This is a genomic window from Shinella sp. M31, assembly GCF_049199205.1.
Taxonomy (GTDB): Bacteria; Pseudomonadota; Alphaproteobacteria; order Rhizobiales; family Rhizobiaceae; genus Shinella.
This window is the reverse complement of sequence record NZ_JBLZPH010000047.1, coordinates 91828-118823: the sequence shown is the minus strand read 5'-3', so window position 1 is coordinate 118823 and position 26996 is coordinate 91828. Positions and strand designations below refer to the sequence as shown.

At 60.5% G+C, this 26996-nt stretch carries 28 protein-coding genes; 15 read left to right on the top strand and 13 right to left on the bottom strand.

Annotation, left to right across the window (positions count from 1 at the left end; genetic code table 11):
• Positions 1 to 4 precede the first annotated feature (4 nt).
• The 6 genes from ACOZKU_RS07490 (at position 5) to ACOZKU_RS07465 (ending at position 7344) form a co-directional block, all read left to right on the top strand.
• Complete coding sequence (locus ACOZKU_RS07490; RefSeq protein ID WP_421578330.1) at positions 5 to 1222, top strand: arginine deiminase; 1218 nt, start codon at positions 5 to 7, stop codon at positions 1220 to 1222.
• 16 nt (positions 1223 to 1238) lie between these two features.
• The gene (gene argF, locus ACOZKU_RS07485) at positions 1239 to 2240 is read left to right on the top strand and encodes an ornithine carbamoyltransferase (RefSeq protein WP_421578329.1); all 1002 of its coding nucleotides are present in this window, start codon (positions 1239 to 1241) and stop codon (positions 2238 to 2240) included.
• A gap of 1 nt (position 2241) precedes the next feature.
• Positions 2242 to 3150, top strand: a complete 909-nt coding sequence (locus tag ACOZKU_RS07480) for a carbamate kinase (protein WP_421578328.1) — start codon at positions 2242 to 2244, stop codon at positions 3148 to 3150.
• A 96-nt stretch (positions 3151 to 3246) separates the two neighbouring features.
• Positions 3247 to 4068 (top strand): universal stress protein, encoded by an 822-nt coding sequence (locus tag ACOZKU_RS07475; protein WP_421578327.1) that lies wholly within the window; start codon positions 3247 to 3249, stop codon positions 4066 to 4068.
• A 34-nt stretch (positions 4069 to 4102) separates the two neighbouring features.
• Positions 4103 to 6691 carry a magnesium-translocating P-type ATPase gene (gene mgtA, locus ACOZKU_RS07470; RefSeq protein WP_421578326.1) on the top strand — a complete coding sequence of 863 codons (2589 nt, stop codon included), beginning with the start codon at positions 4103 to 4105 and terminating at the stop codon, positions 6689 to 6691.
• Positions 6692 to 6750: 59 nt separating this feature from the next.
• Positions 6751 to 7344 carry an NAD(P)H-dependent oxidoreductase gene (locus ACOZKU_RS07465; protein WP_421578376.1) on the top strand — a complete coding sequence of 198 codons (594 nt, stop codon included), beginning with the start codon at positions 6751 to 6753 and terminating at the stop codon, positions 7342 to 7344.
• A 12-nt stretch (positions 7345 to 7356) separates the two neighbouring features.
• On the opposite strand, the gene ACOZKU_RS07460 is transcribed toward ACOZKU_RS07465, so the two are convergent.
• From ACOZKU_RS07460 to ACOZKU_RS07435, 6 genes are all read right to left on the bottom strand, one after another.
• Positions 7357 to 8340 carry a zinc-dependent alcohol dehydrogenase family protein gene (locus ACOZKU_RS07460; RefSeq protein WP_421578325.1) on the bottom strand — a complete coding sequence of 328 codons (984 nt, stop codon included), beginning with the start codon at positions 8338 to 8340 and terminating at the stop codon, positions 7357 to 7359.
• A 100-nt stretch (positions 8341 to 8440) separates the two neighbouring features.
• The gene (locus ACOZKU_RS07455) at positions 8441 to 9091 is read right to left on the bottom strand and encodes a BON domain-containing protein (RefSeq protein WP_421578324.1); all 651 of its coding nucleotides are present in this window, start codon (positions 9089 to 9091) and stop codon (positions 8441 to 8443) included.
• Between the two features lie 382 nt (positions 9092 to 9473).
• A complete protein-coding gene (locus ACOZKU_RS07450; RefSeq protein ID WP_421578323.1) occupies positions 9474 to 9878 on the bottom strand; it encodes a host attachment family protein in 405 nt (134 codons plus the stop codon).
• A 117-nt stretch (positions 9879 to 9995) separates the two neighbouring features.
• Positions 9996 to 10625, bottom strand: coding sequence for a helix-turn-helix domain-containing protein (locus ACOZKU_RS07445; RefSeq protein ID WP_421578322.1), 630 nt, complete (start codon positions 10623 to 10625; stop codon positions 9996 to 9998).
• A gap of 125 nt (positions 10626 to 10750) precedes the next feature.
• Positions 10751 to 11371, bottom strand: coding sequence for a response regulator FixJ (gene fixJ / locus ACOZKU_RS07440; RefSeq protein ID WP_421578375.1), 621 nt, complete (start codon positions 11369 to 11371; stop codon positions 10751 to 10753).
• Positions 11367 to 12875: a PAS domain S-box protein gene (locus ACOZKU_RS07435; protein ID WP_421578321.1), complete on the bottom strand. Its 1509-nt coding sequence runs from the start codon at positions 12873 to 12875 to the stop codon at positions 11367 to 11369. The genes fixJ and ACOZKU_RS07435 overlap by 5 nt, the downstream gene beginning before the upstream one ends.
• 172 nt (positions 12876 to 13047) lie before the next feature.
• Between ACOZKU_RS07435 and ACOZKU_RS07430 the strand changes: the two genes are divergently transcribed.
• The gene (locus tag ACOZKU_RS07430; RefSeq protein WP_421578320.1) at positions 13048 to 13584 is read left to right on the top strand and encodes a hypothetical protein; all 537 of its coding nucleotides are present in this window, start codon (positions 13048 to 13050) and stop codon (positions 13582 to 13584) included.
• 194 nt (positions 13585 to 13778) lie between these two features.
• Here ACOZKU_RS07430 and ACOZKU_RS07425 read toward each other — a convergent pair whose 3' ends face one another.
• The 3 genes from ACOZKU_RS07425 to ACOZKU_RS07415 form a co-directional block, all read right to left on the bottom strand.
• Positions 13779 to 13964, bottom strand: a complete 186-nt coding sequence (locus tag ACOZKU_RS07425) for a hypothetical protein (protein ID WP_421578319.1) — start codon at positions 13962 to 13964, stop codon at positions 13779 to 13781.
• A gap of 57 nt (positions 13965 to 14021) precedes the next feature.
• Positions 14022 to 14450, bottom strand: a complete 429-nt coding sequence (locus ACOZKU_RS07420) for a DUF2267 domain-containing protein (RefSeq protein WP_421578318.1) — start codon at positions 14448 to 14450, stop codon at positions 14022 to 14024.
• A gap of 74 nt (positions 14451 to 14524) precedes the next feature.
• The gene (locus tag ACOZKU_RS07415) at positions 14525 to 15049 is read right to left on the bottom strand and encodes an Hsp20/alpha crystallin family protein (protein WP_421578317.1); all 525 of its coding nucleotides are present in this window, start codon (positions 15047 to 15049) and stop codon (positions 14525 to 14527) included.
• A gap of 322 nt (positions 15050 to 15371) precedes the next feature.
• Here ACOZKU_RS07415 and ACOZKU_RS07410 point away from each other — a divergent pair, with 322 nt between their 5' ends.
• From ACOZKU_RS07410 to ACOZKU_RS07385, 6 genes are all read left to right on the top strand, one after another.
• Positions 15372 to 16436, top strand: coding sequence for an HlyD family secretion protein (locus tag ACOZKU_RS07410; protein WP_421578374.1), 1065 nt, complete (start codon positions 15372 to 15374; stop codon positions 16434 to 16436).
• On the top strand, positions 16433 to 19180 hold the full coding sequence (rbbA, locus tag ACOZKU_RS07405; RefSeq protein WP_421578316.1) for a ribosome-associated ATPase/putative transporter RbbA: 2748 nt from the start codon (positions 16433 to 16435) through the stop codon (positions 19178 to 19180). The genes ACOZKU_RS07410 and rbbA overlap by 4 nt, the downstream gene beginning before the upstream one ends.
• Positions 19180 to 20292, top strand: a complete 1113-nt coding sequence (locus tag ACOZKU_RS07400; protein WP_421578315.1) for an ABC transporter permease — start codon at positions 19180 to 19182, stop codon at positions 20290 to 20292. The genes rbbA and ACOZKU_RS07400 overlap by 1 nt, the downstream gene beginning before the upstream one ends.
• Before the next feature lie 362 nt (positions 20293 to 20654).
• A complete protein-coding gene (locus ACOZKU_RS07395; RefSeq protein WP_421578373.1) occupies positions 20655 to 20960 on the top strand; it encodes a TraR/DksA family transcriptional regulator in 306 nt (101 codons plus the stop codon).
• 422 nt (positions 20961 to 21382) lie between these two features.
• Complete coding sequence (locus ACOZKU_RS07390) at positions 21383 to 22300, top strand: DnaJ C-terminal domain-containing protein (protein WP_421578314.1); 918 nt, start codon at positions 21383 to 21385, stop codon at positions 22298 to 22300.
• Complete coding sequence (locus ACOZKU_RS07385; protein ID WP_421578313.1) at positions 22297 to 22638, top strand: hypothetical protein; 342 nt, start codon at positions 22297 to 22299, stop codon at positions 22636 to 22638. Before ACOZKU_RS07390 ends, ACOZKU_RS07385 begins: the two co-directional genes overlap by 4 nt.
• A gap of 112 nt (positions 22639 to 22750) precedes the next feature.
• Here ACOZKU_RS07385 and ACOZKU_RS07380 read toward each other — a convergent pair whose 3' ends face one another.
• Together ACOZKU_RS07380 and ACOZKU_RS07375 are read right to left on the bottom strand one after the other, a co-directional pair.
• Complete coding sequence (locus ACOZKU_RS07380; RefSeq protein WP_421578312.1) at positions 22751 to 23044, bottom strand: type II toxin-antitoxin system RelE/ParE family toxin; 294 nt, start codon at positions 23042 to 23044, stop codon at positions 22751 to 22753.
• Between the two features lie 2 nt (positions 23045 to 23046).
• The gene (locus tag ACOZKU_RS07375; protein ID WP_421578311.1) at positions 23047 to 23325 is read right to left on the bottom strand and encodes a type II toxin-antitoxin system ParD family antitoxin; all 279 of its coding nucleotides are present in this window, start codon (positions 23323 to 23325) and stop codon (positions 23047 to 23049) included.
• A 496-nt stretch (positions 23326 to 23821) separates the two neighbouring features.
• Between ACOZKU_RS07375 and ACOZKU_RS07370 the strand changes: the two genes are divergently transcribed.
• Both ACOZKU_RS07370 and ACOZKU_RS07365 read left to right on the top strand, forming a co-directional pair.
• Positions 23822 to 24589 (top strand): EAL domain-containing protein, encoded by a 768-nt coding sequence (locus ACOZKU_RS07370; protein ID WP_421578310.1) that lies wholly within the window; start codon positions 23822 to 23824, stop codon positions 24587 to 24589.
• A gap of 491 nt (positions 24590 to 25080) precedes the next feature.
• Positions 25081 to 25770 (top strand): permease, encoded by a 690-nt coding sequence (locus ACOZKU_RS07365; protein WP_421578309.1) that lies wholly within the window; start codon positions 25081 to 25083, stop codon positions 25768 to 25770.
• Positions 25771 to 26167: 397 nt separating this feature from the next.
• Here ACOZKU_RS07365 and ACOZKU_RS07360 read toward each other — a convergent pair whose 3' ends face one another.
• Positions 26168 to 26665 (bottom strand): RES family NAD+ phosphorylase, encoded by a 498-nt coding sequence (locus tag ACOZKU_RS07360; RefSeq protein ID WP_421578308.1) that lies wholly within the window; start codon positions 26663 to 26665, stop codon positions 26168 to 26170.
• 8 nt (positions 26666 to 26673) lie between these two features.
• On the bottom strand, positions 26674 to 26996 hold a 323-nt coding region (locus ACOZKU_RS07355; protein ID WP_421578307.1), incomplete at its 5' end, for an antitoxin Xre/MbcA/ParS toxin-binding domain-containing protein.

Here is a 26996-nt window from a genome sequence, read left to right as displayed (position 1 = left end):
CGTCATGGCCGCTCTTGGTGCCCACTCCGAAGTCGGCCGGCTGCGCGAGGTAATCGTGCACCGACCCGACCTCAGCCTCCGCCGTCTTACGCCCGACAATTGCAAGGCCCTGCTGTTCGACGACGTGCTATGGGTCAAGCGCGCTCGGCAGGAACACGACATCTTTGTCGACGCGCTGCGCGAGCGCGGCGTCACCGTGCATCTCTTCGGTGAATTGCTTGCCGAGACCATGGCCTTGCCGGAAGGCCGCGACTGGTTGCTCGATCGGCGCGTTGACGCCTCGATTGTCGGTTACGACATGGTGGGCGAATTGCGTGGCTGGCTGGATGAGATGCCGGCCGACGAGCTTGCAACGCTTTTGGTGGGCGGCATCGCCCGCGCCGAATTGCCCTTCCAGCCGGCTGGGCTGACGGGCAGGACGTTGCTGCTGCAAGATTTCGTGCTGCCGCCGCTGCCGAACCAGCTCTTCACGCGCGACAGTTCCTGCTGGATCTACCGTTCGGTCTCTGTCAACGCCATGTACTGGCCGGCACGCAAGCCGGAGGCAGCAAATGTGGAGGCCGTCTACCGGTTCCACCCGCGCTTTCGCGATGCTGACCTTCCCTTCGTCTCGCCGGACAATCCCGGCCCCGGCATTAGCCTGGAAGGTGGCGACGTGATGCCGGTCGGTGGTGGTGTCGTGCTCATCGGCATGGGCGAGAGAACGACGCCACAGGCGGTCGGTGGCCTGGCACGCAGCCTGTTTGCATCGGGTGAGGCGACGCACGTCGTCGCCGCCCTGATGCCTCGCGACCGCTCCTTCATGCATCTCGACACCGTCTTCACTCTCTGCGATCGCGATCTCGCTACCATGTATCCGCCAGTGGTCGAGCGGTTGCGCACGTTCTCGCTGCGGCCCGGCGAGGGCGAGGCCGCCGTCGATGTGGTCGAGGAGCAAAAACCCTTCGTCGAAGTGGTGAAAGAGGCGATGGGGCTCAAAAGCCTGCGCATCGTCTCGACCGGCGGCGACACATACGAGTCGGAGCGCGAGCAATGGGACGACGGCAACAATGTCGTCGCCGTCGAGCCGGGCGTGGTCATCGGCTACGACCGCAACGTCTACACAAACACGCTGCTGCGCCGCGCCGGCATCGAGGTCATCACCGTGGAGGGCGCCGAACTCAGCCGAGGGCGTGGCGGTGGCCATTGCATGACCTGTCCCATCGCGCGCGACCCCATCTGACGAAGGAGGAACTGACATGCCCGTAAATCTGCATGGTCGCAATGTGCTGACGCTGGACGACTTCTCCGGCGTGGAGATCCGCTACCTGCTGCGTCTTGCGGCCGAACTCAAGGCGGCGAAGCAGGCTGGCACGGAAGTGCAGCGGCTCGTCCGCAAGAACATTGCCTTGATCTTCGAGAAGGATTCGACACGCACCCGCTCCGGCTTCGAAGTCGCCGCTTACGACCAGGGAGCGCATGTCACCTATATTGGCCCTTCCGGCAGCCACATCGGCCACAAGGAATCGATGAAGGACACGGCACGCGTACTCGGGCGCATGTATGACGCCATCGAGTTCCGGGGTTTTAGCCAGCACCAGGCTGACGAACTGGCCGCTTATGCCGGGGTTCCGGTCTACAACGGGCTGACCGACGAGGCGCATCCGACGCAGGTGCTCGCCGATTTCATGACGATGCGCGAATTCTCGCACAAGCACCTCTCGGACATGACGCTCGTCTTCGTCGGTGAGGGGCGTGACAACGTCGCGACGTCACTGGCGATCGGTGCGGCGAAGGTGGGCATGGACATGCGGATCGCCTCGCCCCGTTCTCTCTGGCCGGAGGAGACGTTCCGCGACCATGTCCGCGCTCTGGCTGAGAAAAGTGGTGGCAGTTTCCGGATGGACGAGGACGTGAACGCAGCTGTGCTCGGGGCCGATTTCGTCTATACAGACGTCTGGCTTTCCATGGGCGAGAACGAAAGCGCCTGGCGAGAGCGCATCGAACTTCTGACGCCCTATCGCGTGACCCGCGACCTCATGGCGGCGACGAGAAGGCCGCATGCCAAGTTCATGCATTGCCTGCCCGCCTTCCACAATGCGGAGACGGAGGTCGGGCGGGATATCGCCAGCAGCTTCGGTATCGACTGCATGGAAGTCACCGATGAGGTTTTCGAATCCGCCGCATCTGTGGTTTTCGACCAGGCGGAGAACCGCATGCATACGATCAAGGCGATCCTCGTCGCCACTATTGGAGGCTGACATGCGGATCGTCGTCGCTCTCGGCGGCAACGCCCTCCTGCGGCGCGGCGAGCCGATGACGGCAGAAAACCAGCGCGCCAACATTCGCCGTGCGGCGGCGGTGCTAGCCAAGCTGATCGCTGCGGGCCATGCGCTGGTGATCACGCATGGTAACGGGCCGCAGGTGGGCCTGCTCGCCCTCCAGGCGGCCATGACGCCCAGCTCGCCGTTCCCTCTCGACGTGCTCGACGCCGAAACCGCCGGTATGATCGGCTACGTCCTGCAGCAGGAACTCGGCAATGCCGTCAAGGACAGGCTGTTCGCCGCCCTTTTGACGCAGGTGAAGGTCGATCCGCACGATCCCGCCTTCGCGACGCCCACCAAGCCCATCGGTCCGATCTATGACGAGCCAACGGCCCGCCGGCTGGCTGCGGAGCGTGGTTGGCAGATTGCCGCCGACAACGACAAATGGCGCCGTGTCGTCGCCTCCCCGAAACCTCTGGAAATCCTGGAGACCGAGGTGCTGGGTTTTCTCGTCGAACGCGGCGTCATCGTCATCTGCGCGGGCGGCGGCGGTATTCCCGTCGTGGAACGGGAGGACGGCAGCCTCATCGGTATCGAAGCCGTTATCGACAAGGATTACGCCTCCGCACTCCTCGCGCGCCAACTCCACGCGGAATTTCTCCTCATGTTGACCGATGTCGATGCCGTTTATCGTGGCTGGGGCACAGACGCTGCCCTTCCTCTCGGCATCGTGAAGGCATCGGATCTTGAGCCGGGCGATTTTCCAGCCGGTTCGATGCGGCCGAAGGTCGAGGCAGGCATCGCGTTCGCCGGCGCCGGCAAGCCGGCCGCGATCGGCCGGCTCGAGGATGCCGTGGAGATCATCGCGGGCTTACGAGGAACATGGATCGAACCGGCAGATGCGTGAGGCATCGGCACGGCCGCGTTTGACCCGCGTCAAGGTGCCTCCCACCCAAACGACTATCTTCTCAACAAATGGGCAGGCAGGACGGAGGACAGTCCAGTGAGCTACAAATCCATTCTTGTTAATCTTGATATCGAAGGGCCGATCGTTCCGATCGTGAAGGCGGCAAGCGAGCTGGCTCAACGTTGGAACGCCAGGTTGACCGGCTTCTGCGCCGCCGATGCCTATCTTCCGGTCACGGGGCCGGAAGGTGCGGAGCTGGCGGCGGAGGTGTGGCGGCAGATGCGCGACGACGACGAGCGCCGTTTCAAGGACCTGCACAAGGAGTTTGAGGCGCTGGTTGCCGGTGCTGTCGCGACCGACTGGCGCGTCGCGCAGGAAAGGCCGACCTATGCGCTGGCCCAAGCGGCGAGGATTGCCGACATCGTCGTCACCGGGGCTGCCGACGGCGCGGCGACGAAGGATACGGCTCGCCGGGTCGATCCGGGCAGCGCCGTGCTGCAACTGGGGCGGCCTCTCCTGGTCGTCGGGAGCGATACGGAGTACCGTGTTGGCCGCAAGATCGTCGTTGCATGGAAGGACACGCGCGAGGCACGCCGCGCGGTCGCCGATTCTATGCCGCTCTTGCAGGCGGCCGGTGATGTCATAGTTGCCACTGTCGCCCCGGCCATCGACGAATGGATGCGCGAGAGCATAAATGACGTGGTCTCTTTCCTGGCCCGTCACGGTGTGACCGCGCACAGTGAGATCCTGGAAAGCGGCCGCGAAACTGAAAGCTTGATCGAACTGATCGACAGGCACGACGCGGATCTCGTGGTCTCCGGCGCCTATGGGCACAGCAGGCTGAGGGAATGGGCCTTCGGCGGCATGACCCGTTCGCTACTCGATGAAATCCGGCTCAACCGCTTCATGTCGAGCTGATAGATCCTAGAACGGGCGGACCGGAGACATGCATATGCAGCCTGAAACGTCCTCGCCACAGGTCGTGGATGCAGCGTCGGCCTATTGGTCGATCCCCGTCGATAAGCTTCTTGCTGGGCTAGGTACCGGCGCGAATGGGCTTTCCAATGAGGCGGCGACGGTGCGCCTCAAAGACGTCGGGGCCAATGCGATCCAGCAGGGGCGTGGCGATTCCGCGAGGGCGGCGTTCGCTCGGCAATTCCGTAGTCCGCTGGTTCTCATTCTCGTCTTCGCAGCCATCGTATCGGGGATTGTCGGCGAGGGAAGCGAAGCTGTTATCATTGGTGCCATCGTGCTGGCGAGCTGCTTTCTCTCCTTCACGCAGGAATACGGCGCATCACGGGCCACGCAGGCGCTCACCGCCCGTATTGCTCGCAAGGCTCTCGTGCTCCGCGACGGGCGCGAAACCTTGCTCCCCGTCGAGGAAATCGTGCCGGGAGACATCGTCCGGCTTTCGGCGGGAAACCTCGTCCCGGCCGACGGCATCCTGCTGGAGACGCGCGACCTCAATGTCAGCGAGGCGGCGCTGACCGGGGAGACCTTCCCCGTCGTAAAGACGGCAGGCATTTGCGGGCCGGAAGCCCTCATCGGCCAGCGGACGAACATGGCCTTTACCGGCACCTCCGTGCGCAGCGGCACGGCGACGATGGCGGTCGTGAAAACGGGCGGGACGACGGAGTTCGCCGCGATCGCCGCGACCGTTGGCCATGTCGCGCCGGAAACCGATTTCGCGCGGGGGATCCGTCGCTTTGGCTATCTCATGACGGAGATCATGCTGGTCATCGTCATCCTCGTCTTCTTTGCAAATCTTCTATTGCATCGCCCAGCAGTGGATTCGCTGCTGTTTTCGTTGGCGCTTGCCGTGGGACTGACGCCAGAGTTGCTGCCGGCGATCATCAGCGTTACGCTGGCGCGCGGCGCCCGTGCCATGGCTGCGAACGGGGTCATCGTGCGCCGCCTCGATGCGATCGAGAACCTCGGCAGCATGGACCTCCTATGCACCGACAAAACCGGCACGCTGACCGAGGGCGTCATCCGTCTCGATGCCTGCCTCGATGTCTCGGGCGTTGAAGCCCCGCAGGTGCGGCACTGGGCATTGCTCAACGCGACGCTGCAGGTCGGCATGGCAAACCCGCTCGACGAGGCCATCGCTGCCGGCAAGCGGCCGGAGGATGACCTCGCCGCCTACGCCAAGGTGGACGAAATCCCCTACGACTTCATTCGCAAGCGGCTCACGGTGGTGGTCCGCCGTGCGGGCGGGCCGGAGGATCTGATGATCTGCAAGGGCGCGGTACAGGCCGTGGTCGCTGCCTGTACCCATGTCCTTGGCGATGACGGCGCGCCGATGCCGATGGATGCACAGCAGACCGCGGCGATCGATGGGAGGGTGCAGGCGTGGAGCGGGCAGGGCTACCGCGTCTTGGGGCTGGCCGTGCGTCGTTCAAAACCGCAGGATGCGTATGGTCGGCAGGACGAGGCCGGACTTGCCTTCTCCGGCTTCCTGCTCTTCCTCGATCCGCCCAAGGCGGGCATGGCCCAAACACTCAAGGCAATGACTGCCCGCGGCATCAGGGTGAAGGTCATCACCGGCGACAACCGCTATGTCGCCGCCCATCTCGCGCAAGCCGTCGGCCTGCCGCATCGCCGCATCCTCACGGGGACGGAAGTGAGCCAACTGACGAAGGAGGCGCTGGTGCGCCGCGTCACGCAGAACGACATCTTCGCCGAGATCGACCCGAACCAGAAGGAACGCATCATCGCGGCGCTGCGCAGGCACGGCCATGTCGTCGGCTATCTCGGCGATGGCATCAACGATGCACCGGCGCTTCACGAGGCCGATGTCGGCATCTCCGTGGACGGGGCGGTGGATGTGGCGCGGGAGGCAGCAGACATGATCCTTCTGGAGCGCGACCTCGGCGTGTTGCTGCGCGGGGTCGATGATGGCCGGAAAACCTTCGCCAACACGATGAAATACATCTCCATCACCACCAGTGCGAATTTCGGCAATATGATCTCGATGGCCTTCGCCTCGCTGGCCTTGCCCTTCCTGCCGTTGCTCGCGCCGCAGATCCTGCTCAACAATTTCCTGTCCGACGTGCCCTCGCTGGCGATTGCCACCGACAATGTCGATCCCGACCAGGTCCATACGCCGCGGCGGTGGGATATAGCCTTCGTCCGCCGCTTCATGGTGACGTTCGGGCTGGTCAGCTCGGTCTTCGATTTCGTCACCTTCGCCTTTCTTCTCCTCGTCGCCGGGGCGACCGAGCAGGTCTTCCAGACCGGGTGGTTCGTCGAATCCCTGATCACCGAGCTTGCAATCGTGCTCGTCGTGCGAACTCGCAAGCCCTTCTGGCGGAGCCGCCCGAGCGCGCTCCTTTCTTGGCTGACCCTGGCTGTCGCCACCTTCGCCATCGTCATCCCCTTTCTGCCGGGCGCGGACTGGTTCGGCTTCGTCCCACTCCCGCTTCCAGTCGTCGCCGGACTGATCGCGATCACGCTGGCCTATCTAGCCGCCTCTGAAGCGGCCAAGCACTGGTTCTTCGCGCGCGAGCGCCGCCGTGGGCGAGGAAAGCATCCCGTTTGACCCGCATCAAGGCGGTGACGGTGCAAATGCGTTTGATGGTGTTTCATCAGGAGATCGCCATGCCGCGCCGTATCCTCATCATCATCGGCCATCCCGACCCTGAACCGAAACGGCTGTGCAGGGCGCTTGCCGCCAGCTATGCCGACGGCGCCCGTTCCGCCGGGCACGAGGTCCGGCTGATCGATATCGCGACGCTCGATTTCCCCCTTCTTCGCACGATGGAGGACTTCGAAAAGCGGCCTCTGCCGCTGACGCTGGAAGATGCGGTGCATGCCATCAAAGACGCTGAGCACATCGTCCTTATCTTTCCACTGTGGCTGGGGACAATGCCGGCGCTGCTGAAAGCCTTTCTGGAACAGGTCATGCGCCCCGGCGTGGCCTTCGCCTATCCCGAGGTGGGCAAGGGCGGCTTCGCTGGGGCCTTGCTCAAGGGCCGGTCCGCCCGGGTGGCCGTGACCATGGGAATGCCGGCATTTTTCTACCGGCTCTGGTATCTCGGCCACGGCATCGCCGGCATGCGCCGCAATATCCTGAACTTCGTCGGCATCAGCCCGGTTCGGGAGACGCTGTTCGGCATGGTGGAAGGCGCAAGCGACGCCACGCGCCAAAAGTGGCTTGCGAAAATGCGCGCGCTCGGCGTCCGCGCCGTCTGACCGGCAGGCGCCTTACGGCACCAGCACCGCCGCACCGTTGAGACGGCCGGCCCTGAGGTCGGCGAGGGCTTCGTTCGCTGAGGCGAGGGGATAGATCGTCGTGTGCGTTCGTACACCGGCGGCACGCGCGGCGGGAAAAAACGTCGCCGCATCCTGCCGCGTCAGGTTGGCGACCGAGACAAGCTCCCGTTCCCCCCAGAGGACCGCATAGGGCATGGACGGGATGTCGCTCATGTGAATGCCGCCGCAAACGACACGGCCGGCCTTGCGGACGGCGCGCAACGCGGCCGGCACGAGTTCGCCTATGGGTGCGAAGATAATGGCGGCGTCGAGCGGAACGGGCGGCGCTTCCTCCGATCCGCCTGCCCATGCGGCGCCAAGGCTCAGTGCAAAGCGTTGCGCATCCAGATCTCCCGACCGGGTAAAGGCATAGACTTCGCGGCCCTGCCAGGCGCAGACCTGCGCGATGATATGGGCAGCCGAGCCGAAGCCGTAGAGCCCGATACGCTTTCCGTCGCCCGCTTTCCTCAGCGCTCGCCAGCCGATCAGCCCGGCGCATAGCAAGGGTGCCAGCGCCACTGGATCGGCATTGGGGTCGAGATCGAAAGCGAAGTCGGCATCCGCGACCGCATGCGTGGCGAACCCGCCGTCGCGCGTGTAGCCAGTGAACAGGGGCGCGTCGCAAAGATTCTCGGCATCGGACCGGCAATAGGGGCAGGTACCGCAGGTGTGTCCGAGCCACGGCACGCCAACGCGCCGGCCGATGCGCGTGGCATCGACCCCGAGCCCGACAGCTTCAACGATGCCGACGATCTCGTGTCCCGGCACAAGGGGCAGTTTCGGATGTTCCAGCTCGCCGTCGACGACGTGGAGATCCGTGCGGCACACCGCGCAGGCCTCTACTCTAAGCCTTATCTCGCCTGGTCCCGGGACGGGGGCGGGCCGTTCGACCAGGACCAGACGCGATCGAGATCTTTTGAGCACCATCGCCTTCATAGGATATCTCCATCAAATAGATGCGTGCAACAGGTGTGGGGCGGAAAACTGGTGTCTCCGCCCCACACGGTGCTGTATTAGCGTTCCGGACTGACCCGCATCAGCCGACCGAGATGCGGTCGTCGACCATGTGCACTCCGGGTGCGGACCACGCTGCCTGTTCTGCTGCGCGCCGTTCGGACCAAGCATGCACCCGGCCTTCGAGACGCACCTTGCCGCCATCGAGGATGTTGACCTTGATCGCGTGTGCTTCGGTTTCCGCGTTGCGTTTCAGTGCGTCTTCGATGCGCTTCTTGACATCGAATGCCGAGGCGTGCTGCTTGATTTCGATCTGGTTGGCTACTCCCACGACGCCGGAGAGGTCTCGCACCGCATTTGCGGCCGCTACCTTCTGATACTGCCATTCAACCTTGCCGGTGAGAGTTACCCAGCCCTTCTGGACCTTGACCTGCACAGCGTTGTCGGGGATCGACGTGTTCCAGCCGATAGAATTGACGGCCCGCTTGGCAATTTCGTCATCGGCCGTTCGGTTGGTGCCAAAGGGTCTGACTTCGATTTCCTGCGCGATGCCTTTCACACCCTTGACCCTGTGGACGACGTCCTCGACCGTGAGCTTCTGGGCATAGGTCGGGACATGCCCGGTCAGAGTGACGATGCCGTCTTCCACCGCCACGCCGATATCGGCCGCGTCGATGCTGGGTTCGAAGTCGAGTTCGTCCAGGATATCCTGTCTCAATGTGCTGTCATTCATGACGTTCACCTCGTTCTTCTGGCGGGCACCATTCCCGCCTTGTGCCAGATCACTCTCGGCCTCTTTGGACCGGCAAGCGTTGACCCGCGTCAAAGTAGGGCATGTTTAAGGGCCCTTGGTTTGCGACCGTGAGCCATTTTCTCCGCTTGGCCCCACATTCATCACCTCTCATTGAATACGGTGTCGTCGCTCCATGAGCGCCAGTGGGTGGGGTAAACCTCGACGAGTTCCCGTGTGCTTGATTTGATCCACCCAACAAGCGTGCGGCGGCAGGGAAAGATGAGAGCGTGAGTGCCGTCACGATCGATGACCGCCAGTTCGAGGTCTTTGTTGAAAGGAGCGGTTGAAACTGGTTCCCACATGGATCGATGTCTTCAAGCAATCAGGCGGCCCGGATAGCAGCCTCAATGTCTTTCTTCGAATGCTCCGTCATATCCTTTGAAATTTCGCCCAGCAGCTTGTCCTGCAGGCTCTTGTGAAAATGACGGCGCATTTCGCCGAGCGTTCGCGCATCCGCGATGATAAGAAGCCGTACAATTTCGCCGGCGAGCACGGCGCGGTTGAGGGCGTCGCTCACCGTGGCGGCGAAATCGTCTTCAGCCAGCCGTGCCGCGTCGGGATTGGCGGTGCTGCTGCGGTGGCGTCCGCCAGAACCTGCATGGCTCTCCTCCATTCGAGGATGCTGCATGGGTGAAAGATCGATCTCCGGGTCGTGACCGATATTCTGAAAGAGCAGCATCGATCGCCCATCGACGACTGCGACCGTTGCACCATTCGGCAAAATCATTGAGGTTTTCCTTGCGTATCCGCCCCGCTGGTTCAACGACTGGACCTGGGGCTTTCCATTTGAGCGTCAATCGTCCGGTTGAAACCCGGACGGGAACTGTGGTGTTTAACGCCGGCTCTAAGCGACCAGATCTTCCAGTGCTTGCGGCTTGACGATTTCGACGCTGCGGAGGCTCGGCAGGCGGATGACGCCCTTCTGGCGAAGCCGGGAAAACACACGCGAAACGGTCTCGATACTGAGACCGAGATAATCGCCGATATCGGCGCGCGACATGGGAAGCTCGATTTGCCGTAAACCGCCCTGGCGGTCGCATATGTCGATCAGAAACGCGGCCACACGCTCGATCGCATTCTGGCGTCCGAGGACGAGCAAATGCTCCTGCGCCCGCACCAGGCTGCGCAGTGCCACGGGCAGAAGTTCTCCGGCGAGATCGCCATCGAGCGAGGTGGTGCGCATCACCCGGATTGCTGTGGCGCAGATCGCCTCCGCGAAGAAGTGATGGGTAGAACCGTCCTGCAAGCCGAAAATCTCACCGGCCAGGTGGAAGGCGGAGATCTGTCGTCGGCCGTCGGCGAGAAGGCGGTAGATGCGAACCGCGCCGAATTCTACCTGGTAGAGGCCACCTTTTGTGTCGCCCTGTGCGTAAATCTCAGCACCGGCGGGGAAAAAGGTCGAGGGCATGCCACTCGTTCTGGCCGACACCCGCGTCAACTCCGGGCAGAATATCCCGTGCTGGCCGAACGGCATCCGCTTTTCTTCAAGATGGGCCATGATCGTCTCCCGATGTCGATGGGAGATCATTCGCGCAAATTTGGCCCTCGCGAAATTCGGTCATGTCCGTAAGGGAAACTACGTAGCGTGCTGGAAGATGGCTAGCGGCGGCGCTCGACGGCCTCCAGAGCAATCGCCATGCGGACGAGTTCCGGAAGGCTCCTCGCCTGCATTTTGCTCATGACGTTGGCGCGATGGACTTCCACGGTGCGTTGACTGATGGCAAGTTCAAAGGCGATGGTCTTATTAGCAAGGCCAGCCACGATTGCTGTCAGGACCTGGCATTCACGCCCCGAAAGGCTGTCGAGCCGTGCCCGTAGTGACTCTACGTCGGTGGACATCTCAACAGCGTTATCAAGCTGGCTTGCCGCTCGTTTGATGGCTTCGATCAGTATTTCGTCCTCGAAAGGTTTTTCGATAAAATCAATTGCTCCAGCCTTCATTGCCGCCACCGCCATCGGCACGTCGCCATGTCCGGTGATGACAATCGCAGGAATCGTAGCTCCCATCATCCTTAGCCGCTCCAGTAAATCTATGCCGCTCATGTCCGGCATTCGCAGGTCTGTGACGAGACAGCCTTTCACAACGGTCGGAGCGGCGTCGAGAAAGTGGGTCGCCGATTCGTGTACACGCAGAGTAAACCCTGACATGGTGAGAAGGAATGCTAGCGACTTGCGAACCGGCTCCTCGTCATCGACGACGTGAACCACATAGCTATCAATGTGCATGGGCTGGTTCTACCTTAGCTACGGGCAATGAGAACCTGAATGTTGCCCCTCCATTCTCATTGCTTCTGGCTGACATCTCTCCTGTATGCGCCTCGATTATGCGTTTGGAGATAGAAAGGCCGATACCCATTCCATTTGCCTTGCTCGTGACGAAGGGCTGGAACAGCCGAGCTGCGATTTCGTCCGCAATGCCAGGTCCGGTATCCGACACCTCGATCACTATGTACCCAAGGTCACCATTGTTGGCGCGGACAGTTAATTCCCGTCGTTCGCTCTCACGCATGGCCTCCATGGCATTCCGCATCAGATTGATCAAAACCTGTTGAATCTGCACTTTGTCGACCAGAATCAGTTGTCCGTCTGTGGCGAACTCGAAGATAGCTCGCACTCCTTGTTCTCGCGATCCGACGAGTGCAAGGGCGGCGGCCTCCTCTATCAGTAGGCGGAGGTTCTCGGGGGCTTTTTCAGTCTCGCCGCGGGTTACAAACTCCCGAAGGTGGCGGATAATGCCGCCGGCGCGCAGCGATTGACTTACCGTCTCCTCGAGAGCATCTCGCATCTTTGCCGCCGGCCCACTATCCACTTCTTTCAGCAGCCGGACGCAGCCTTGCGCGTAGTTCGCAATCGCTGCGAGTGGTTGATTAAGCTCGTGCGCCAGCGTCGAGGCCATTTCCCCAAGTTCGTTGAGACGTGACATTCGAGCCAGTTCATCCTGAGTTTCCTGTAGGCGTGCTTCAGATTCCTGACGTTCTGTCAGATCACGAATGAACCCCGTAAAATATCGACCCGTTACTGACTGTACCTCCCCCACGGAGAGCTTCATAGGAAAAGTCGATCCGTCCCTTCGACGTCCGACAACCACGCGATCGACACCGATAATTCTTTTCTCGCCTGTCGATATATAACGTTGGATATAGCCGTCGTGCTCATGATGATACGGCTCCGGCATAAGGACATGAACATTGCTGCCAACGATCTCCGCTTCCGAGTAGCCAAACTGTCGGACAGCGGCGGCACTGAACGATGTGATCCGTCCCTCATTGTCGATCACTACCGTCGCATCGGGAACCGTATCGAGAATAGAGCGCAAATGCGCCTCGCGTGACTTGAGCACTGTTTCGGCTCTGTCGAGGGCGCGTCGGGCGTGGTGCAACATCTCACCCATCCAGATGATTGCGGCGCCGACCAGAGCAAAGATCGCGACCTGAAGTCCCACCGCTCCGTCGGTGCCCGCAATATAGATTGCTCCGGCCAACGAAAGGGCGAGCGCAAGCAGGCCCGGTCCCATGCCACCCGCAATAGCGGTGACAAGGATCACAGGGATAAAAACGATAAAGGTCGCGGTGTCGCCGAGCACATCCTGCAGCAGCAATCGGGCGCTATACACCGTTGCCACTGAGGCAAGCGCCAGCGCGTACCCGGCACCTCCTTCGAAGCGGCGTGAAAAGATCGCCTGCAGGAAACGCCCCTGAAGACCCGGTAGATCGCGCGCGGGCATAATTCACACCTATCCCGGCGCACCCCACGGGCGCCATCGGAAGATCGGTTTGATTAAGGTCAACGATACAACTCTTGTGATATGAAGGAAAGCAGTCGATACGAACTCTATCAGGTGACGAGACAGGGACCGAAACACACCTCTGGCATCGGGTAACTTCCGTCTGGCGCTCGTGATCTTCAACGTATTCCAGACTTGGATGGCGTGGCGCGACGTTGCCCCGCTTTCCCATACCGAACTGATGCAAATGTTGGAGCAAGGCAAGGCGGCCTCGGCCACGATCACCGAGACGACGATGCAGGGCCGTTTCAAAGAGCCGCAGGACGGCCGTAGCCTGTTCGTTTCCGTCCGCGTCGACCCGAATGCTGGATCGACAGCAACAGTTTCAATGCCAACATTCCTTGGGCTTTGCCGAGCGGCAGGGGATGGGGGGCCTGATTTTATCGGCAAGGCCAAGGTCTATGTCGAGCGCCAAACCGAGGCAAGGCTCGAGAACGAAGTGCCCCCCGACGATTTCACAGAAGCGGTAGAGCGCATGGTTGTCGGTGCGGAACGACATGGCCGCCTGCTCTGCCCGCAAGAGAGTGAGCGCGTCACCTATCATGGAAATGGGCCATATCTTGGTCGCGGCGTCCCTGTCAAAGACCGACTCGGTCCACAAGATTTCCATCATTTCACGTACAATTTGCGCTCTCGAGTATCCCCGTAAGCGGCGACGCGATGACCGCTTCCTGATACCGCGATGAGGGAGCGGTTGATCGTGATCATGGCAGGACGCACTGCCCAGAAGGTGGTCTACCGCGACGTTTGACGGGTGAAGCCGACGATTGTGGCCAAGGCGACCGATATTGCGCGCCAAGGCGTACCGGCTTCGGCGTGACCGCATCAATCGGCTTCGTCTTGCTAGAAGAGGAAAAACAGCAGTGGCTGGGAGATGGTGCCCGCCTTCATCCGAGGGGCTTTACCGAAGCCACCGCGCGGGCAATAGACCTTGCGGTGCGCGATATGCTCAAAGAAGCCGGCGCGGCGATGAGGTAACTGCTGCGGTCCCGAATCAGTGACCTGAATGCGGGCGCTCGCCTGTACCATCACGCTGGACGATTTCTCACGGATTCGCCGCGCTTTTGGGGATTTCGGGAAGTGGCGTCAATCAGCTGGCCACAGATCGCGCAACGACTTCTTCATTGAGTCCCTGACCTGCACGATCTCGCCATGGGAAATGTGCCTATCGAGCAGGCGGAAAACTGCGCGTACCGCGGTATCGGGATCGTGAAGCATGTCACCCGAAAAGGCGTCCTCTACGCGCGCAATGAAATCCTCCTTCTTTCGGTCCCAAACGGGCGTCTCAAGATGCTTCCAGTTTTCAAAGTATATTCCCCGCACCAGCACAGGCAGTTGCGCGGATAGATCCGTCATCTCCTCGTGAGACAGCCAATCGCGAAGGGTATGTAGGACGCATCTCAGAAGGTGATACGCGCGCGGTTGCGGCCAATCCAGCTCTTCTGCGAGTTCGTTTACCCATTGCTGGGCCTGCTGTGCGGCGTGCGTGAAGTTGGTAGACGATGTGCTACTCATTTTAACACTCCAATATAATCCTCTACGGGGGTGAGCAGTGCGCCAGGTGGCGCACTGCCGCCGACCGGCAAAAGTCACGCAGCCTTGATTGCGATCGTCTTTTCCGCCTTCTTCGCCTCAGCGGTCTTGGGAAGACGCACGGTCAGCACGCCCTTAGCGAAGGCGGCGTCGATGTTGTCCGCGTCGACACCATCGGGCAGCCGAAAATTACGCTGGAAAGCTCCGTAACGGCGCTCGGACAGATAGTGCCCCTTCTGCTTTTCTTCCTTCTCCTCGTGTTTTTCTCCTTTGAGCGTAAGCGTATGATTCGAAAGCGTGATCTCGACGTTCTTCTCATCAAGACCGGGAAGTTCGGCGGTAATTTCGTAAGCGTCCTCCTTCTCGGTCAGGTCCATGGCGGGAAGGACCTGCCATTCGTCGCGCGAGATGCGCGGCAACTCGAAGCCGAGAATCCGGGAGGGCAGTCGCCAGTCGAAAGGGTGAAAGTCCTCAAAAAGCCGATCTATATCGCGGCGGAGGCTCCCGAGGGACTTCCGTTCGGCAACGTTATTTGGCCCCGTGGATTGTGTAACAGGCAGTTTTGTAGGGTCGTCGGCCATGTTTATCTCCTTGAAGTTTGCATAATCGTTTCCGGCCTCCCGGCATTGGTCTCAAGAAGGGGAGGTGCCGGCAGGATGGGGCATCGTAGCGGACCCTTTCGTCGGCCTTTGCAGGGGCACAGGCCCGATGGGTCGAGCCAGCAGAGCAGACGCTCCTTGAACGCCTGCTGCATTGACGCGGATCAAGGCCCCCGCGGCTAAAGACTGATTTTGATTTTGGTGAGATTGCACGTGCGGGGCAAGCAGCGATGGCACCATCACAAGAACGCGGCAACGACGAAAAACTGGCGCTAGGGCCGTTGAGCTGTCCGGTCTCGCCATGATGGTCGGCAAGCGCATTCTACTCGGCATCTTCTCGCTCGCTGCGCTTACCGCCGGCGGACTTTATGCTTGGCAGCAATCCCGCGTTCCCGCTTTGCCTGAGGGCCTGGCGCGCGGCAATGGTCGCATTGAGGCCGTGGAAATCGATGTCTCGGTGAAGTCGCCAGGGCGGATCAGGAACATCCTCGTCGACGAAGGCGATCTTGTGAAGGCTGGCGACATCCTTGCCCACATGGATACTGCAGAACTAGAGGCCCGGCGCCGGCAGGCAGAGGCGCAATTGCAGCGCGCGTCGATCGGCGTGGACACCGCCAAAATGCTGATCGTCCAACGCGAGGCCGAGAAATCGGCGGCGGCAGCCGTCATAACGCAGCGCGAGGCCGAGCACGATGTAGCGCAGCGCACATTAGCGCGCTCGGAACAGCTTGCCGCTAGCAACACGATTTCGCAGCAGATCCTCGACAATGGCCGCGCGGCCGAGCGCAGCGCCGCCGCCGCGGTCGCCGCCGCCCAGGCGCAGCTTGCGGCAAGCGCAGCCGCGATCAATGCGGCGAGGGCGCTCGTCGTGGATGCGGAAGCCGCCGTCGATGCGGCGCGCGCCGCGATCGAGGCCATCGACACGGAGATCGACGACGGGACGCTGCGCGCGCCGCGCGACGGGCGCGTGCAATATCGCGTGGCCCAGCCGGGCGAAGTGTTGGGCAGTGGCGGCCGGGTGCTCAACCTCGTCGATCTCGGCGATGTCTCCATGACGTTTTTCCTGCCAACGGCCGAGGCCGGCCGCGTCGCGATCGGCACGGAAGTCCGGCTCGTTCTCGATGCCGCGCCCCAATATGTCATCCCGGCCAAGGCGACGTTCGTCGCCGATGTGGCGCAGTTCACCCCGAAGACCGTCGAAACCGAGGAGGAGCGCCAAAAGCTGATGTTCCGGATCAAGGCGAAGATCGCGCCGGAACTGCTGCGCAAATATATCCAACAGGTGAAGACTGGGCTTCCTGGCGTAGCCTACATCCGCATCGATTCTGAGACCCAATGGCCCCTGGCCTTGCAGGAAACCCTGCAATGACGATGAACACGCCGGTGCAGCCCCGCGTGGCCCGTCTGGAAAACATCAGCCTCTCCTACGGCAGGACTCGTGCTCTTGATACCGTGACGCTGGAGATACCGGCCGGGTGCGTGGTGGGGCTGATCGGGCCGGACGGCGTCGGCAAGTCCAGCCTGCTCTCGCTGGTCGCGGGCGCGCGGGCGGTCCAGCAAGGGCGCATCGAGGTTCTCGGCGGTGACATGGCGCGGTCCGTACACCGGCAGGGCCTCTATCCGCGCGTCGCCTACATGCCACAGGGTCTCGGGCGTAACCTCTATCCGACGCTCTCCGTGTTCGCCAATATCGACTTCTTCGGCCGACTTTTCGGTCATGGCCGGCAGGAGCGGGAGCGCCGCATAGCCGAGCTCCTGAACGCTACCGGGCTCGCGCCTTTCGCCGACCGGCCCGCCGCCAAGCTCTCGGGTGGCATGAAGCAGAAACTCGGCCTCTGCTGTGCCCTGATCCACGATCCCGACCTGCTGATCCTCGACGAGCCAACGACCGGCGTCGATCCGCTGGCCCGCAGACAATTCTGGCAGTTGATCGAACGAATCCGGCGCAGCCGGGAAGGCATGAGCGTCATTGTCGCCACGACCTATATGGAGGAGGCGGCGCGCTTCGACTGGTTGGTCGCCATGGATGGCGGGCGGATACTCGCCAGCGGCGCGCCGGCCGAGCTTCTCCAGCGCACGGGCACCGCTGACCTTAACGCCGCCTTTATCGCCCTGTTGCCGCCAGCAAAACGCGAGGGCTACCGCAAGGTTGTCATCCCGCCGCGCCCGGCTGCCAACGCCGAGGAGAGCGCCATCGAGGCGGATCACCTGAGCATGCGCTTCGGCGATTTCACGGCGGTGGACGACGTGAGCTTCCGCATCGCGCGGGGCGAGATTTTCGGCTTCCTCGGCTCGAACGGCTGCGGCAAGACCACCACCATGAAGATGCTGACCGGCCTTCTGGAGGCGACCGGCGGCCAGGCAAGGCTGTTCGGCCGGGATATCGATCCGCGCGACCTCACGACCCGACGGCGCGTCGGCTACATGTCGCAAGGCTTCTCCCTCTATTCGGAACTCACGGTCCGCCAGAATCTCGAACTGCACGCCCGCCTTTTCGGCCTTGCCGAGAAAACAATTCCGGTACGGGTCGAAGAGACGGCAGGGCAGTTCGAGCTTGCCGGCTACATGGATGCGCTGCCCGGCGCTCTGCCGCTCGGCATCCGCCAGCGGCTGTCGCTCGCCGTCGCAACAATCCATTCACCCGACATCCTGATCCTTGACGAGCCCACGTCGGGCGTCGATCCCGTCGCCCGCGACGGTTTCTGGCGTGTCCTCATCGACCTGTCACGGCGTCAAGGCGTCACGATCTTCGTATCGACCCATTTCATGAACGAGGCCGAGCGCTGCGACCGCATTTCGCTGATGCATGCGGGAAAGGTTCTCGTCACTGACACGCCGGCGGCGATCCTCGCCAGCCGCGCCGCCGATACGCTGGAGGCGGCCTTCGTGGGCTATCTGGAGGACGCCACGGCGGCGCAGGGAGCCACCGTCTCCGCATCGGCGCCGCCACCCTTGCACGACGAAACCCCGCGCGCCCGATCCCGCCTCTTCGACTTCCGTCGCATGTTCGCCTATACCCGGCGCGAAACGCTCGAACTCTTGCGTGACCCGATCCGCGCGACGCTCGCCACGGTTGGCAGCCTCATTCTAATGTTCGTGATCGGCTACGGCATCAACATGGATGTAGAAGATCTCTCCTTCGCCATCCTCGACCACGACGATACCGCTATCAGCCGGGATTACGGGCTCCAGCTTTCGGGTTCGCGCTTTTTCACCGAAAAGCCGCCGCTCACCAGTTACACCGATATGGACCGGCGCATGGAGAGCGGCGAGATCAGCCTTGCGCTGGAAATCCCGCCGGGTTTCGGGCGTGACCTGACGCGCGGCCGCACTGTTGCCATCGGCGCCTGGATCGACGGCGCAATGCCGACGCGGGCTGAGACCGTTCGCGGCTATGTCGAAGGCATGCACATGGCCTGGCTGGCGCAGAAGGCGCGCGAGATCTACGGCAAGGAAGCCGCGCAAGGCGATTTCCAGTTCGAGGTCCGCTATCGCTACAATCCGGACGTGCGCAGCCTCGACGCCATGGTGCCGGCCGTCATCCCGATGCTGCTGCTGATGATCCCGTCCATGCTGGCGGTGCTGAGCGTGGTGCGCGAGAAGGAACTGGGATCGATCGTCAATTTCTACGTTACGCCGGTGACGCGCCTGGAATTCCTCATCGGCAAGCAGATCCCCTATGTGGCCGTGGCGATGCTGAATTTCCTGCTGCTGACGGCCTTCGCCGTCGTTGTGTTCGCGGTGCCCTTCACCGGTAGTTTCGCAACTCTTGCGGCGGCGGCGTTTCTCTACGTCATCGTGGCAACCGCCATGGGGCTCGTCCTCTCCACATTTCTGAACAGCCAGATCGCGGCGATCTTCGGCACCGCGCTCGTCACCATGATCCCAGCCTCGCAGTATTCCGGTCTCATCGATCCGGTATCCTCCCTTCAGGGTTTCGGCGCCATGATCGGCCATATCTACCCGACGACCTATTTCGTCACCATCGCGCGCGGCACCTTCTCCAAGGCGCTAGGCTTTTCTGACCTGTCGGGCGCCTTCGTACCCTTGCTGATCGCCATTCCGGTCCTCATCGGCCTCGGCGCGGCGTTCCTTAGAAAGCAGGCACGCTGATGCGGGCGGCGAACATCCTCCATTTCGGCATAAAGGAACTGCGCGGCCTATTGCGCGACCCGATGCTTCTGGTGCTGATTGTCTACGCTTTCACGGCTGCGATCTACACCGCCTCCAAGGCGATGCCGGAAACGCTCAACCGGGCGCCGATCGCCATCGTTGACGAGGACCGCTCGGCCGTATCTGCGCGTATCGCCAGCGCCTTTTATCCTCCCCACTTCCTGGCGCCGTCGCTCATTTCACTTGAGGAAATGGACAGCCGCATGGATGCCGGCCTCGACACGTTCGCTCTCGACATTCCGCCGAATTTTCAGCGCGATCTCCTCGCCGGCCGCGCGCCGACCCTCCAGCTCAACATAGATGCGACACGCATGTCGCAAGCCTTCACCGGCGGGGGATATGTGCAATCGATTGTCTCTGGCGAGGTCAACGAATTTCTAGCCGGCCATCGTGCGCAAACCGTTCTGCCGGTCGCCCTCGATCTGCGCGCCCGGTTCAACCCCGAGCTCAACAAGGGATGGTTCGGCGCGATCAGCGACGTCATCACCTCGATCACCATGCTGTCGATCGTGCTGACTGGCGCTGCGCTCATCCGCGAACGAGAGCACGGCACCATCGAGCACCTCCTGGTAATGCCGGTGACCGCGTTGGAGATCATGGTAAGCAAGGTCTTGGCGATGAGCTTTGTGGTTTTGACGGCCGCCACTTTTTCCCTTGTGTTTGTGGTTGAAGGTTTGCTTGCCGTGCCGGTCAACGGCTCGATAATCCTGTTTCTCGCCGGCGCCGCGCTCGACATCTTCGCCATGACCTGCCTCGGCATCTTCCTTGCCACCATAGCCGGCTCAATGCCGCAATTCGGACTATTGCTGATGATGGTGCTGATGCCGTTGCAACTGCTGTCTGGCGGCGTCACTCCTCGCGAAAGCATGCCGGAGGTCATCCAGATCATCATGCTTGCTGCGCCTAACACGCATTTTGTCATGTTAGCGCAGTCCGTTCTCTTTCGGGGGGCAGGACTCGATGTAGTTTGGCCGCAGCTCGTGGCGATGCTCATCATCGGAGTGGCTCTGTTCGTCTTCTCGCTTAGCCAGTTCCGGCGCTATATGAGATAGTGAACTCTTCTGCACCGCGCCGTCCCTCGGTTCATGGGGTGGCGACGTCATTGCCTATGGAGGGCCATCGCGCGCGACTAACGCCAACTACCTGCCGTGCCGTCGTCATCGATGGCGGTTTTGCCAGGTGGCGAAGGCGAAAGCCGCTCATCGCGATCATTGGTCAATGCGCTTCAGGATTATTTCGCGATTCCCGCCCGCGCCGGAAGATACGCTGTACCGAGCCACCCTTTTGATCATGATCAATGCCAGTGGCGCCCGACGAGAAGTAAATTCGAGCGTCAACCATCTGAGTTCGAGGGGCCACCATGTCGAGATCTTCCTCCAAGCATCTGGAGCAGCGCGAAGCCAAGTAAAGGCAGATCCTCGTCCACCGACAGCAACAGCTGCGAACACGTCTTGAAAAGATTGAGGATGATTTTCAACAGCCTCCGAACCGAGATGACGATGATCGTGCCGTAGAACGCAACAACGACGAAGTGCTGGAGGAGCTGGGAGAGACCGGGCAAAAGGAGCTTTTTGCCATAGAAGCCGCCCTTGATCGGATGAAAGAGGGCGCCTTCGGTTTATGCGTCAAGTGCGGGCGCGCGATAAGTGATGAACGGCTTGATGTCGTCCCGCACACGCCGTTCTGTCAGGCTTGCGCGCGTTCGCTCCAACTTCGCTAGAGCATTCATCGCCTCGTCATTGGCAATTCTGGTGTGTGTCGGTAGAACCTCTGGTGGCTAGGCTGAAAGTAGCTCAAGGATAGAATTCCCTCTTGACGGTTCGATCAATCAAGATTCGAATCGACTAGGGGCCGATGAAATCTGGAAGCCCGCAATATACTACGGGATGGTGGGCTTAGCGGCGTGCCGATGACGTGTGATGACAACCAGGTTAATGGTTACCCACCGCGGCTGGCAACATTGGAGACAGCTTACACCACGCTCAGCATCTGCTGCAGATAATTCGTAACCGTACTGGTGCAGGTCGAAGGTGCAGAGGGCGCCGGATCACAGCGTAGAAAGACGCATGAGTAAGCGGCGTGTCTTTCGCGCCCCAAGCCATGCTGAATGATTTCAAGAGGCGGATGAGGTGGGATCACTGCATGAATGACCCTTATGAGACACTCGGTGTAGCTCGTACCGCGACCGACAAGGAAATCAGGGACGCGTTTAAGAAACTAGCACGCAAGTTTCACCCTGATCTGCATCCGGACGACAAGACGGCTGAGGAGAGATTCAAGGCGATCTCGGCGGCAAACGACCTACTCAAGGACAAGGAGAAGCGTCGGCGGTTCGATGCAGGCGAGATAGATGCCAGTGGAGCGGAAAAGCCCCAGCAGCGCTACTACCGCGATTTCGCCGATGGATCACACCGCGGCTCCCACGCAGCGCAGGATGGCTTTGCAAGCAATGATGATCTGGAGGATTTTCTGGCGCGCGCTTTTGGCGAGGGCGCGCAGCGGGCACAAGGCACATTCCGGGCACGAGGGCAGGATGTGAGTTATGTACTGCCGGTTAGCTTCATGAACGCAGCCAATGGCGCCGTTCGCACCATCACATTGCCCGAAGGAAATACGCTGAGTGTGTCGATCCCGGAGGGCGCAGCCGACCGGCAGATGTTGCGGCTGAAAGGCCAAGGCATGCCCGGCTTTGGCGGCGGGCCAGCAGGTGACGCCTTTGTTGAATTGCATATCGAACCGCACCCTTTCTTCCATCGCAAGGATGACAATATCCATGTAGAGGTGCCCGTCACGCTAAAAGAAGCGACACTTGGCGCCCGAATCACCGTGCCGACGATCAATGGCCCGGTCTCGATGAAGATTCCAAAAGGCGCAAACACCGGTCAGACGCTGCGACTGCGTGACAAGGGAGTTTTCAACCGCAAGTCCGGTAATCGCGGGCATCAGCTCATTACCCTCAAAGTCGTTCTGCCTGCCGGCGAGGAGCCCGAGTTGGCAGCATTTCTGGAGAGTTGGCAGCCAAGAAACGTGGATGAGCCGCGCAAGGAGATGCTGAAATGATGCGCGTTGATGAAATTGTCGAGCAGATAGGTGATCTTCAGCGAAACGATCTCGACGCGTGGATCCGGGAGGCATTGATCTCGCCCCAGGAGGATGGTGGAGATTTGGTGTTTTCAGAGATGGAATACGCACGTATCCGGCTGATCTGCACCCTGCATTATGATTTGGAGGTCAACGCAGATACTCTCCCGATCGTAGTCTCCTTGGTCGATCAGCTCCACCAGGCCCGCGACCGCTTGTTAAAACTGGCTGCTGCTGTGGCCACACAGGATAAATCGGTGCAGGCGGCAATTCTCGAGGCAATCGAGCTAAGCGGCAATAATGATGAACAAAGTTAGTCACCGTGGCCTTAATCGAAACTACCTCTCACAGTTCCATAAAAGCGTTATGCCACGCTTGCGATGTCGTTTTGGTGGTTTCGTGCTCGTAGCCACGCTGACAGGCCACCGCTTAAACAACGACCTGGGAGGAAATCTTCCGGCGCCCGTGCAGCACGCGGATGATTTCGACTGCGCCGCCGGTGAGCCGGTAAAGAGTTAGATACTCGCCTGAGACCAGATGCCGAATACCCGGGGCAATGTCGTCGCGCGCCACTCCCGAGTACGGGTGTCGTGCGAGATGCTGCCAGCGCGCCTCAATCGCATCGAGAACTCGATCAGCTGCGACTGTGTTTTCAACGGCAATGTAGGACCAGATTTCGATCAGGTCCTCATCGGCACGATCCGTGCGGACAATCGAAAGCACAGTTAGCTTTCGCGTTGTGAAGATTCAAAGCGATGGCGCGCGGCAGCTTTCACCTCTGCCATCGTGGACCGCGAACTCGGACCGCTGTCGATGCCTTCATGAACAAGCGCTCGCAGTTCCTCGACTGTATAGCCAAGCAAATCCCGTCTTTCCTTCCACTCACGCACGGCGTCGCGGATTGCTTCGCTAGTCGACGCATATTCGCCAGCATCGACCGCGCTTCGCACAAATCCCGCCATCTCAGGCGTCAGTGCAATGGTAATCTTCTCAACCGTCGTCATCGTAGAAGCCTTCTTCTCGTCACGTCCATGGTATGCGATTAGCGTACCGGAGGCAAGATGCCGATATGCCGAACTCGGGCAACTACTTGTTTCCCCTTCCGCGTCGGCTCGCCGGCCGAGGTGGCCCGCGGTTCGAATCTCATCAAGGCGAAATAAACATATGGCTATGGCCGCTTTGCGCCCTCTTCTCGGACATTTGTCACGGCGGTACAAGTCCTGGAAACTGCCGGTCCTATCAATAGACCACAAACCGGTTCGCGGGTTAGGTCGTGTCGCAGCCAGAAGGGTATAGATTTATGAAGCCTAATTCCGCGGTCCCGGTGCTCATACCTTCAAGAGCTACGATCTGAGGGACATAAGCGACAATTGATTGTCACTCGCATCAAGCCAGATTCTGGGGTGAATCTCATTTACGAACTTCGGATAAAATCACTAATAGGAACCGATGCTTAATGGCTTGCCTGTAGGGTCTCCAAGCAACGGAGACCGCTTAACGATGTCGACGCAATGTAACGCCTGCCGTGATGGAGCGGCATTTCAGCTTCCCTTTTCGATGGCATTCCAGCCTATCGTGGATATGCGAACCGGAAAAATCTTCGCCCACGAGGCGTTGGTACGTGGTCCGAACGGGGAAGGAGCAGCTTCTGTCCTTTCGCAGGTCCAATCCGACAATCGCTATGCCTTTGATCAGCAATGTCGAGTGAAGGCGATTGAACTTGCCTCTCAACTTTACGACAGTAATGACCAGGTCAGGTTATCGATCAACTTTATGCCGAACGCTGTCTATGAGCCTCGGGCATGTATACGGTTAACCCTTGCAACTGCAATGAAGACCGGCTTTCCGCTCGACCGAATTATCTTCGAGTTCACCGAAGACGAGCAGCTCGACGCAAAACATGTCCTACATATCCTGAGAACCTATCGTGACATGGGATTCAAAACTGCAATCGACGATTTTGGGGCGGGCCATTCCGGTTTAGGGCTTCTCACGCAGTTCCAGCCTGACATCGTCAAGCTGGACATGGCTCTAATCCGAGGGATCGACTTGGATCCAGTCAGGCGCACCATCGTCAAGCATACGCTGAATATGCTGGATGATCTGCAGATTATGCCGCTGTGTGAAGGTGTCGAGACAGCAGGAGAATTGTCGGTCCTGAGCGACCTCGGGGTATCCCTCGTACAGGGATATCTCCTAGCAAAACCAAGCTTCGAACAACTGGCCGTTCCCGTTCCCGCGCATGTGCTTCTTGGCAACGCCGCCTAAGGGTGACAGCAAGACCATTCTCATGAGAGATGTCGCTACAAGTCGCGTGCTACCTACTTTCGTTCGAATGTTGCGGCGCGAAGAACTGTGGTTTAATATCCGGTCTTTGACCAACCATCGGGGCTCACTCCACTGAGTTGATCGGCACATAGCCGAAGTCGAGCAGAAGGATGAACCCCGTCCAGTCGTTGAGAATGTGGGCACTCGCCGAGACTCAAAGAGTTTTCGAGACGATGTAGGCGAGTGTCAGATCACGCGGGCGAAGCCGATCCCGATCAGAGACTGTGCCCGATGCCAGTCGTTGGCAGATGCGCAGCGCCGAAGACTAGCCCCGAGACGACAAGGGCGGCAAGGATCCTTACCTTTCGCGACAGGTGCGAAGTTTTCAACGATTACAACTGGAGGCATTGGTGCTGGCGCAGTGACCTCGGACCCTGGCGCTGGTAAGAGGATCTATACCAAGGTGCGCATCGGACGGGAAGGACTGGCACTTGGACTTCATGAAACTGCTGAAGTCGCTCGAAGAATTACTCTACGAGCTGGTGTCGTGGCTGGTGTTCTATCCCGTCACGATGTGGCGCTCGGTTGTCAAGCCGCTCAGAATGATGAGCTACGCTGACATGGAACTCGCCGACAAGCCGGAAGACCAGTACGAGGAGACTTTGAGTCCACCGCTGTTCCTGCTGATCACTCTGCTGCTGTCGCAGGGGCTCTCAGGCGCCCTGCCATCGATATATGATCCCACGGAGGCCGCCAGGGAACTTGGCTCCGGATCCAACCTCCTGATTGCGCGAGGAGTCATTTTCGGGATCTACCCACTGTGCATGGCGGTGACCCTTCTGCGAGCGAAGACGGTCAGGATCACCCGAAATTCACTCCGCCCGCCCTTCTTCAGCCAGTGTTATGTCGCCGCGCCCTTCGCCTTTGTACTGGTGCTGGGGTTCGATTTCTTCAGTATGCCTCAGCAGGAGGGAGTCCTTGCTGGTTTTCTCACGATTGCGGCTACCATGCTCTGGTATGCGCAGGCCCAAATCCGCTGGTTCATGCACGACTTGGACATCAGCGCGATAAGAGCAACCGGCATCTTCGTCGCAGCTTTTCTGTTCGCCACCGTCGCAGCGTTCCTTGTTGCGGGATTGATCACTCTTGATGCCAAAAGCATCGCTCCCGGAGCGGGCTGAGCAGAAGACGGGGCCAACACAGATGCGATGCCGTATCCATACTGCTGGTCGTTGGTCGCTGGGATCACCTCGCCAACCACTAAAAGAAGGAGGCCGCTGGGGGTCGATCATCTAGTCGAGCCGTTGTTCGCGATGTCGCGCGAAACTCCTCGACCAGTTGAAGACGGCTTTTCCAGCGTCATTTCCAGAACCGCACAGTCCGCAGACGGCCCCATACCGGACATTTCAGAGCAAGAGGTTGGCCGGCTTAGAAAAGAGACGGGTCGGCGGTTCGATTCGTTTCAAGAGCTTAAGAGGCAAGATTTCTTGAATGACGATATGGGTGAAAAACCAAAAGGGCGGCGGTCTCCAGCTGGCCAGTTTCATGTCGATGTGTAGTGGTCGGTCGACACCGATCCTATCGCGACAGGCGACCTTCGTCGTCGATTAGCGTCAGCCGGCAAGGCGCCGCATTGCTCCACGTCCAAAGGACTAGATTGGCATCGTCTCGGGTCGCGCCGGGTGCGAAGCTTCTCACGATCAATCCATGATAGCCGGCAGCGACGAGCCGACCGGCGAAGGCTTGTGTCTTCGCCTCTCCGGCCGTTTTCATCTGATCGCGCCATGTGGGATCCGCCAGGCCCGCATCGTCCATGCCTTCAGTGCGCAGCGCAATATCGTCCCGCGTATCGAAGATGCGTTCGAAGACCGCGTCATAGGAGACGAGCGTCGTCGGCTGCAGGGCGCCGGCCTGATTGGCTTCGCGCAACGCCGTGACGATCGACAGCGCTGTGTAGAGTGCCGGCGTTCCCTTTCGGTTGAAGCGACCTCCATAGAGTTCCGCGCCGCGTCCCGACATCGGCTCGCGCGCATAGATCGGGTTGAGCGCCCGGTAGAGTGTTCCTCGAAACTCCATCGGCTCAGTCAGGCGTGAACGCCGGCATCGACGGCATCGATATAGTCGAGAACCTCGTCAGCACGGCCGTCGCGGACGAGCTGCATCGCTGTGAAGCCTGAGAAGCCGGGCAACGGTTCGGAGCGATACCAGGCATAGGCCATCAGAGCGGAGCCAAACCGAGGCTCGACCTTGTTGACGACCTCGGTCATTTCCCGAAGACGCCGCTGCGTCTTGTCCGAGCGAATGCGATCCTGCCGCTGGATCGCGTCCTTCCCGAGCCCTGCGGTCCGAGCGATCTCTTCGCTCGTGGTGCGCAGGGCACTGGCGATCTTACGCGGCGAGAAAAGCC

Coding starts and splice junctions, on each gene's coding strand:
- ACOZKU_RS07415 (WP_421578317.1), bottom strand. CDS start 15,049: ATGGCCGACGACCCTACAAAACTGCCTGTTACACAATCCACGGGGCCA.
- ACOZKU_RS07460 (WP_421578325.1), bottom strand. CDS start 8,340: ATGAAGGCGATGGTGCTCAAAAGATCTCGATCGCGTCTGGTCCTGGTC.
- ACOZKU_RS07385 (WP_421578313.1), top strand. CDS start 22,297: ATGATGCGCGTTGATGAAATTGTCGAGCAGATAGGTGATCTTCAGCGA.
- ACOZKU_RS07435 (WP_421578321.1), bottom strand. CDS start 12,875: ATGCCCGCGCGCGATCTACCGGGTCTTCAGGGGCGTTTCCTGCAGGCG.
- ACOZKU_RS07370 (WP_421578310.1), top strand. CDS start 23,822: ATGTCGACGCAATGTAACGCCTGCCGTGATGGAGCGGCATTTCAGCTT.
- ACOZKU_RS07490 (WP_421578330.1), top strand. CDS start 5: ATGGCCGCTCTTGGTGCCCACTCCGAAGTCGGCCGGCTGCGCGAGGTA.
- ACOZKU_RS07410 (WP_421578374.1), top strand. CDS start 15,372: ATGGTCGGCAAGCGCATTCTACTCGGCATCTTCTCGCTCGCTGCGCTT.
- rbbA (WP_421578316.1), top strand. CDS start 16,433: ATGACGATGAACACGCCGGTGCAGCCCCGCGTGGCCCGTCTGGAAAAC.
- mgtA (WP_421578326.1), top strand. CDS start 4,103: ATGCAGCCTGAAACGTCCTCGCCACAGGTCGTGGATGCAGCGTCGGCC.
- ACOZKU_RS07360 (WP_421578308.1), bottom strand. CDS start 26,665: ATGGAGTTTCGAGGAACACTCTACCGGGCGCTCAACCCGATCTATGCG.
- ACOZKU_RS07480 (WP_421578328.1), top strand. CDS start 2,242: ATGCGGATCGTCGTCGCTCTCGGCGGCAACGCCCTCCTGCGGCGCGGC.
- ACOZKU_RS07375 (WP_421578311.1), bottom strand. CDS start 23,325: ATGACGACGGTTGAGAAGATTACCATTGCACTGACGCCTGAGATGGCG.
- ACOZKU_RS07445 (WP_421578322.1), bottom strand. CDS start 10,625: ATGCCGTTCGGCCAGCACGGGATATTCTGCCCGGAGTTGACGCGGGTG.
- ACOZKU_RS07450 (WP_421578323.1), bottom strand. CDS start 9,878: ATGATTTTGCCGAATGGTGCAACGGTCGCAGTCGTCGATGGGCGATCG.
- ACOZKU_RS07420 (WP_421578318.1), bottom strand. CDS start 14,450: ATGAGTAGCACATCGTCTACCAACTTCACGCACGCCGCACAGCAGGCC.
- argF (WP_421578329.1), top strand. CDS start 1,239: ATGCCCGTAAATCTGCATGGTCGCAATGTGCTGACGCTGGACGACTTC.
- ACOZKU_RS07400 (WP_421578315.1), top strand. CDS start 19,180: ATGCGGGCGGCGAACATCCTCCATTTCGGCATAAAGGAACTGCGCGGC.
- ACOZKU_RS07425 (WP_421578319.1), bottom strand. CDS start 13,964: ATGGTACAGGCGAGCGCCCGCATTCAGGTCACTGATTCGGGACCGCAG.
- ACOZKU_RS07390 (WP_421578314.1), top strand. CDS start 21,383: ATGAATGACCCTTATGAGACACTCGGTGTAGCTCGTACCGCGACCGAC.
- ACOZKU_RS07465 (WP_421578376.1), top strand. CDS start 6,751: ATGCCGCGCCGTATCCTCATCATCATCGGCCATCCCGACCCTGAACCG.
- ACOZKU_RS07455 (WP_421578324.1), bottom strand. CDS start 9,091: ATGAATGACAGCACATTGAGACAGGATATCCTGGACGAACTCGACTTC.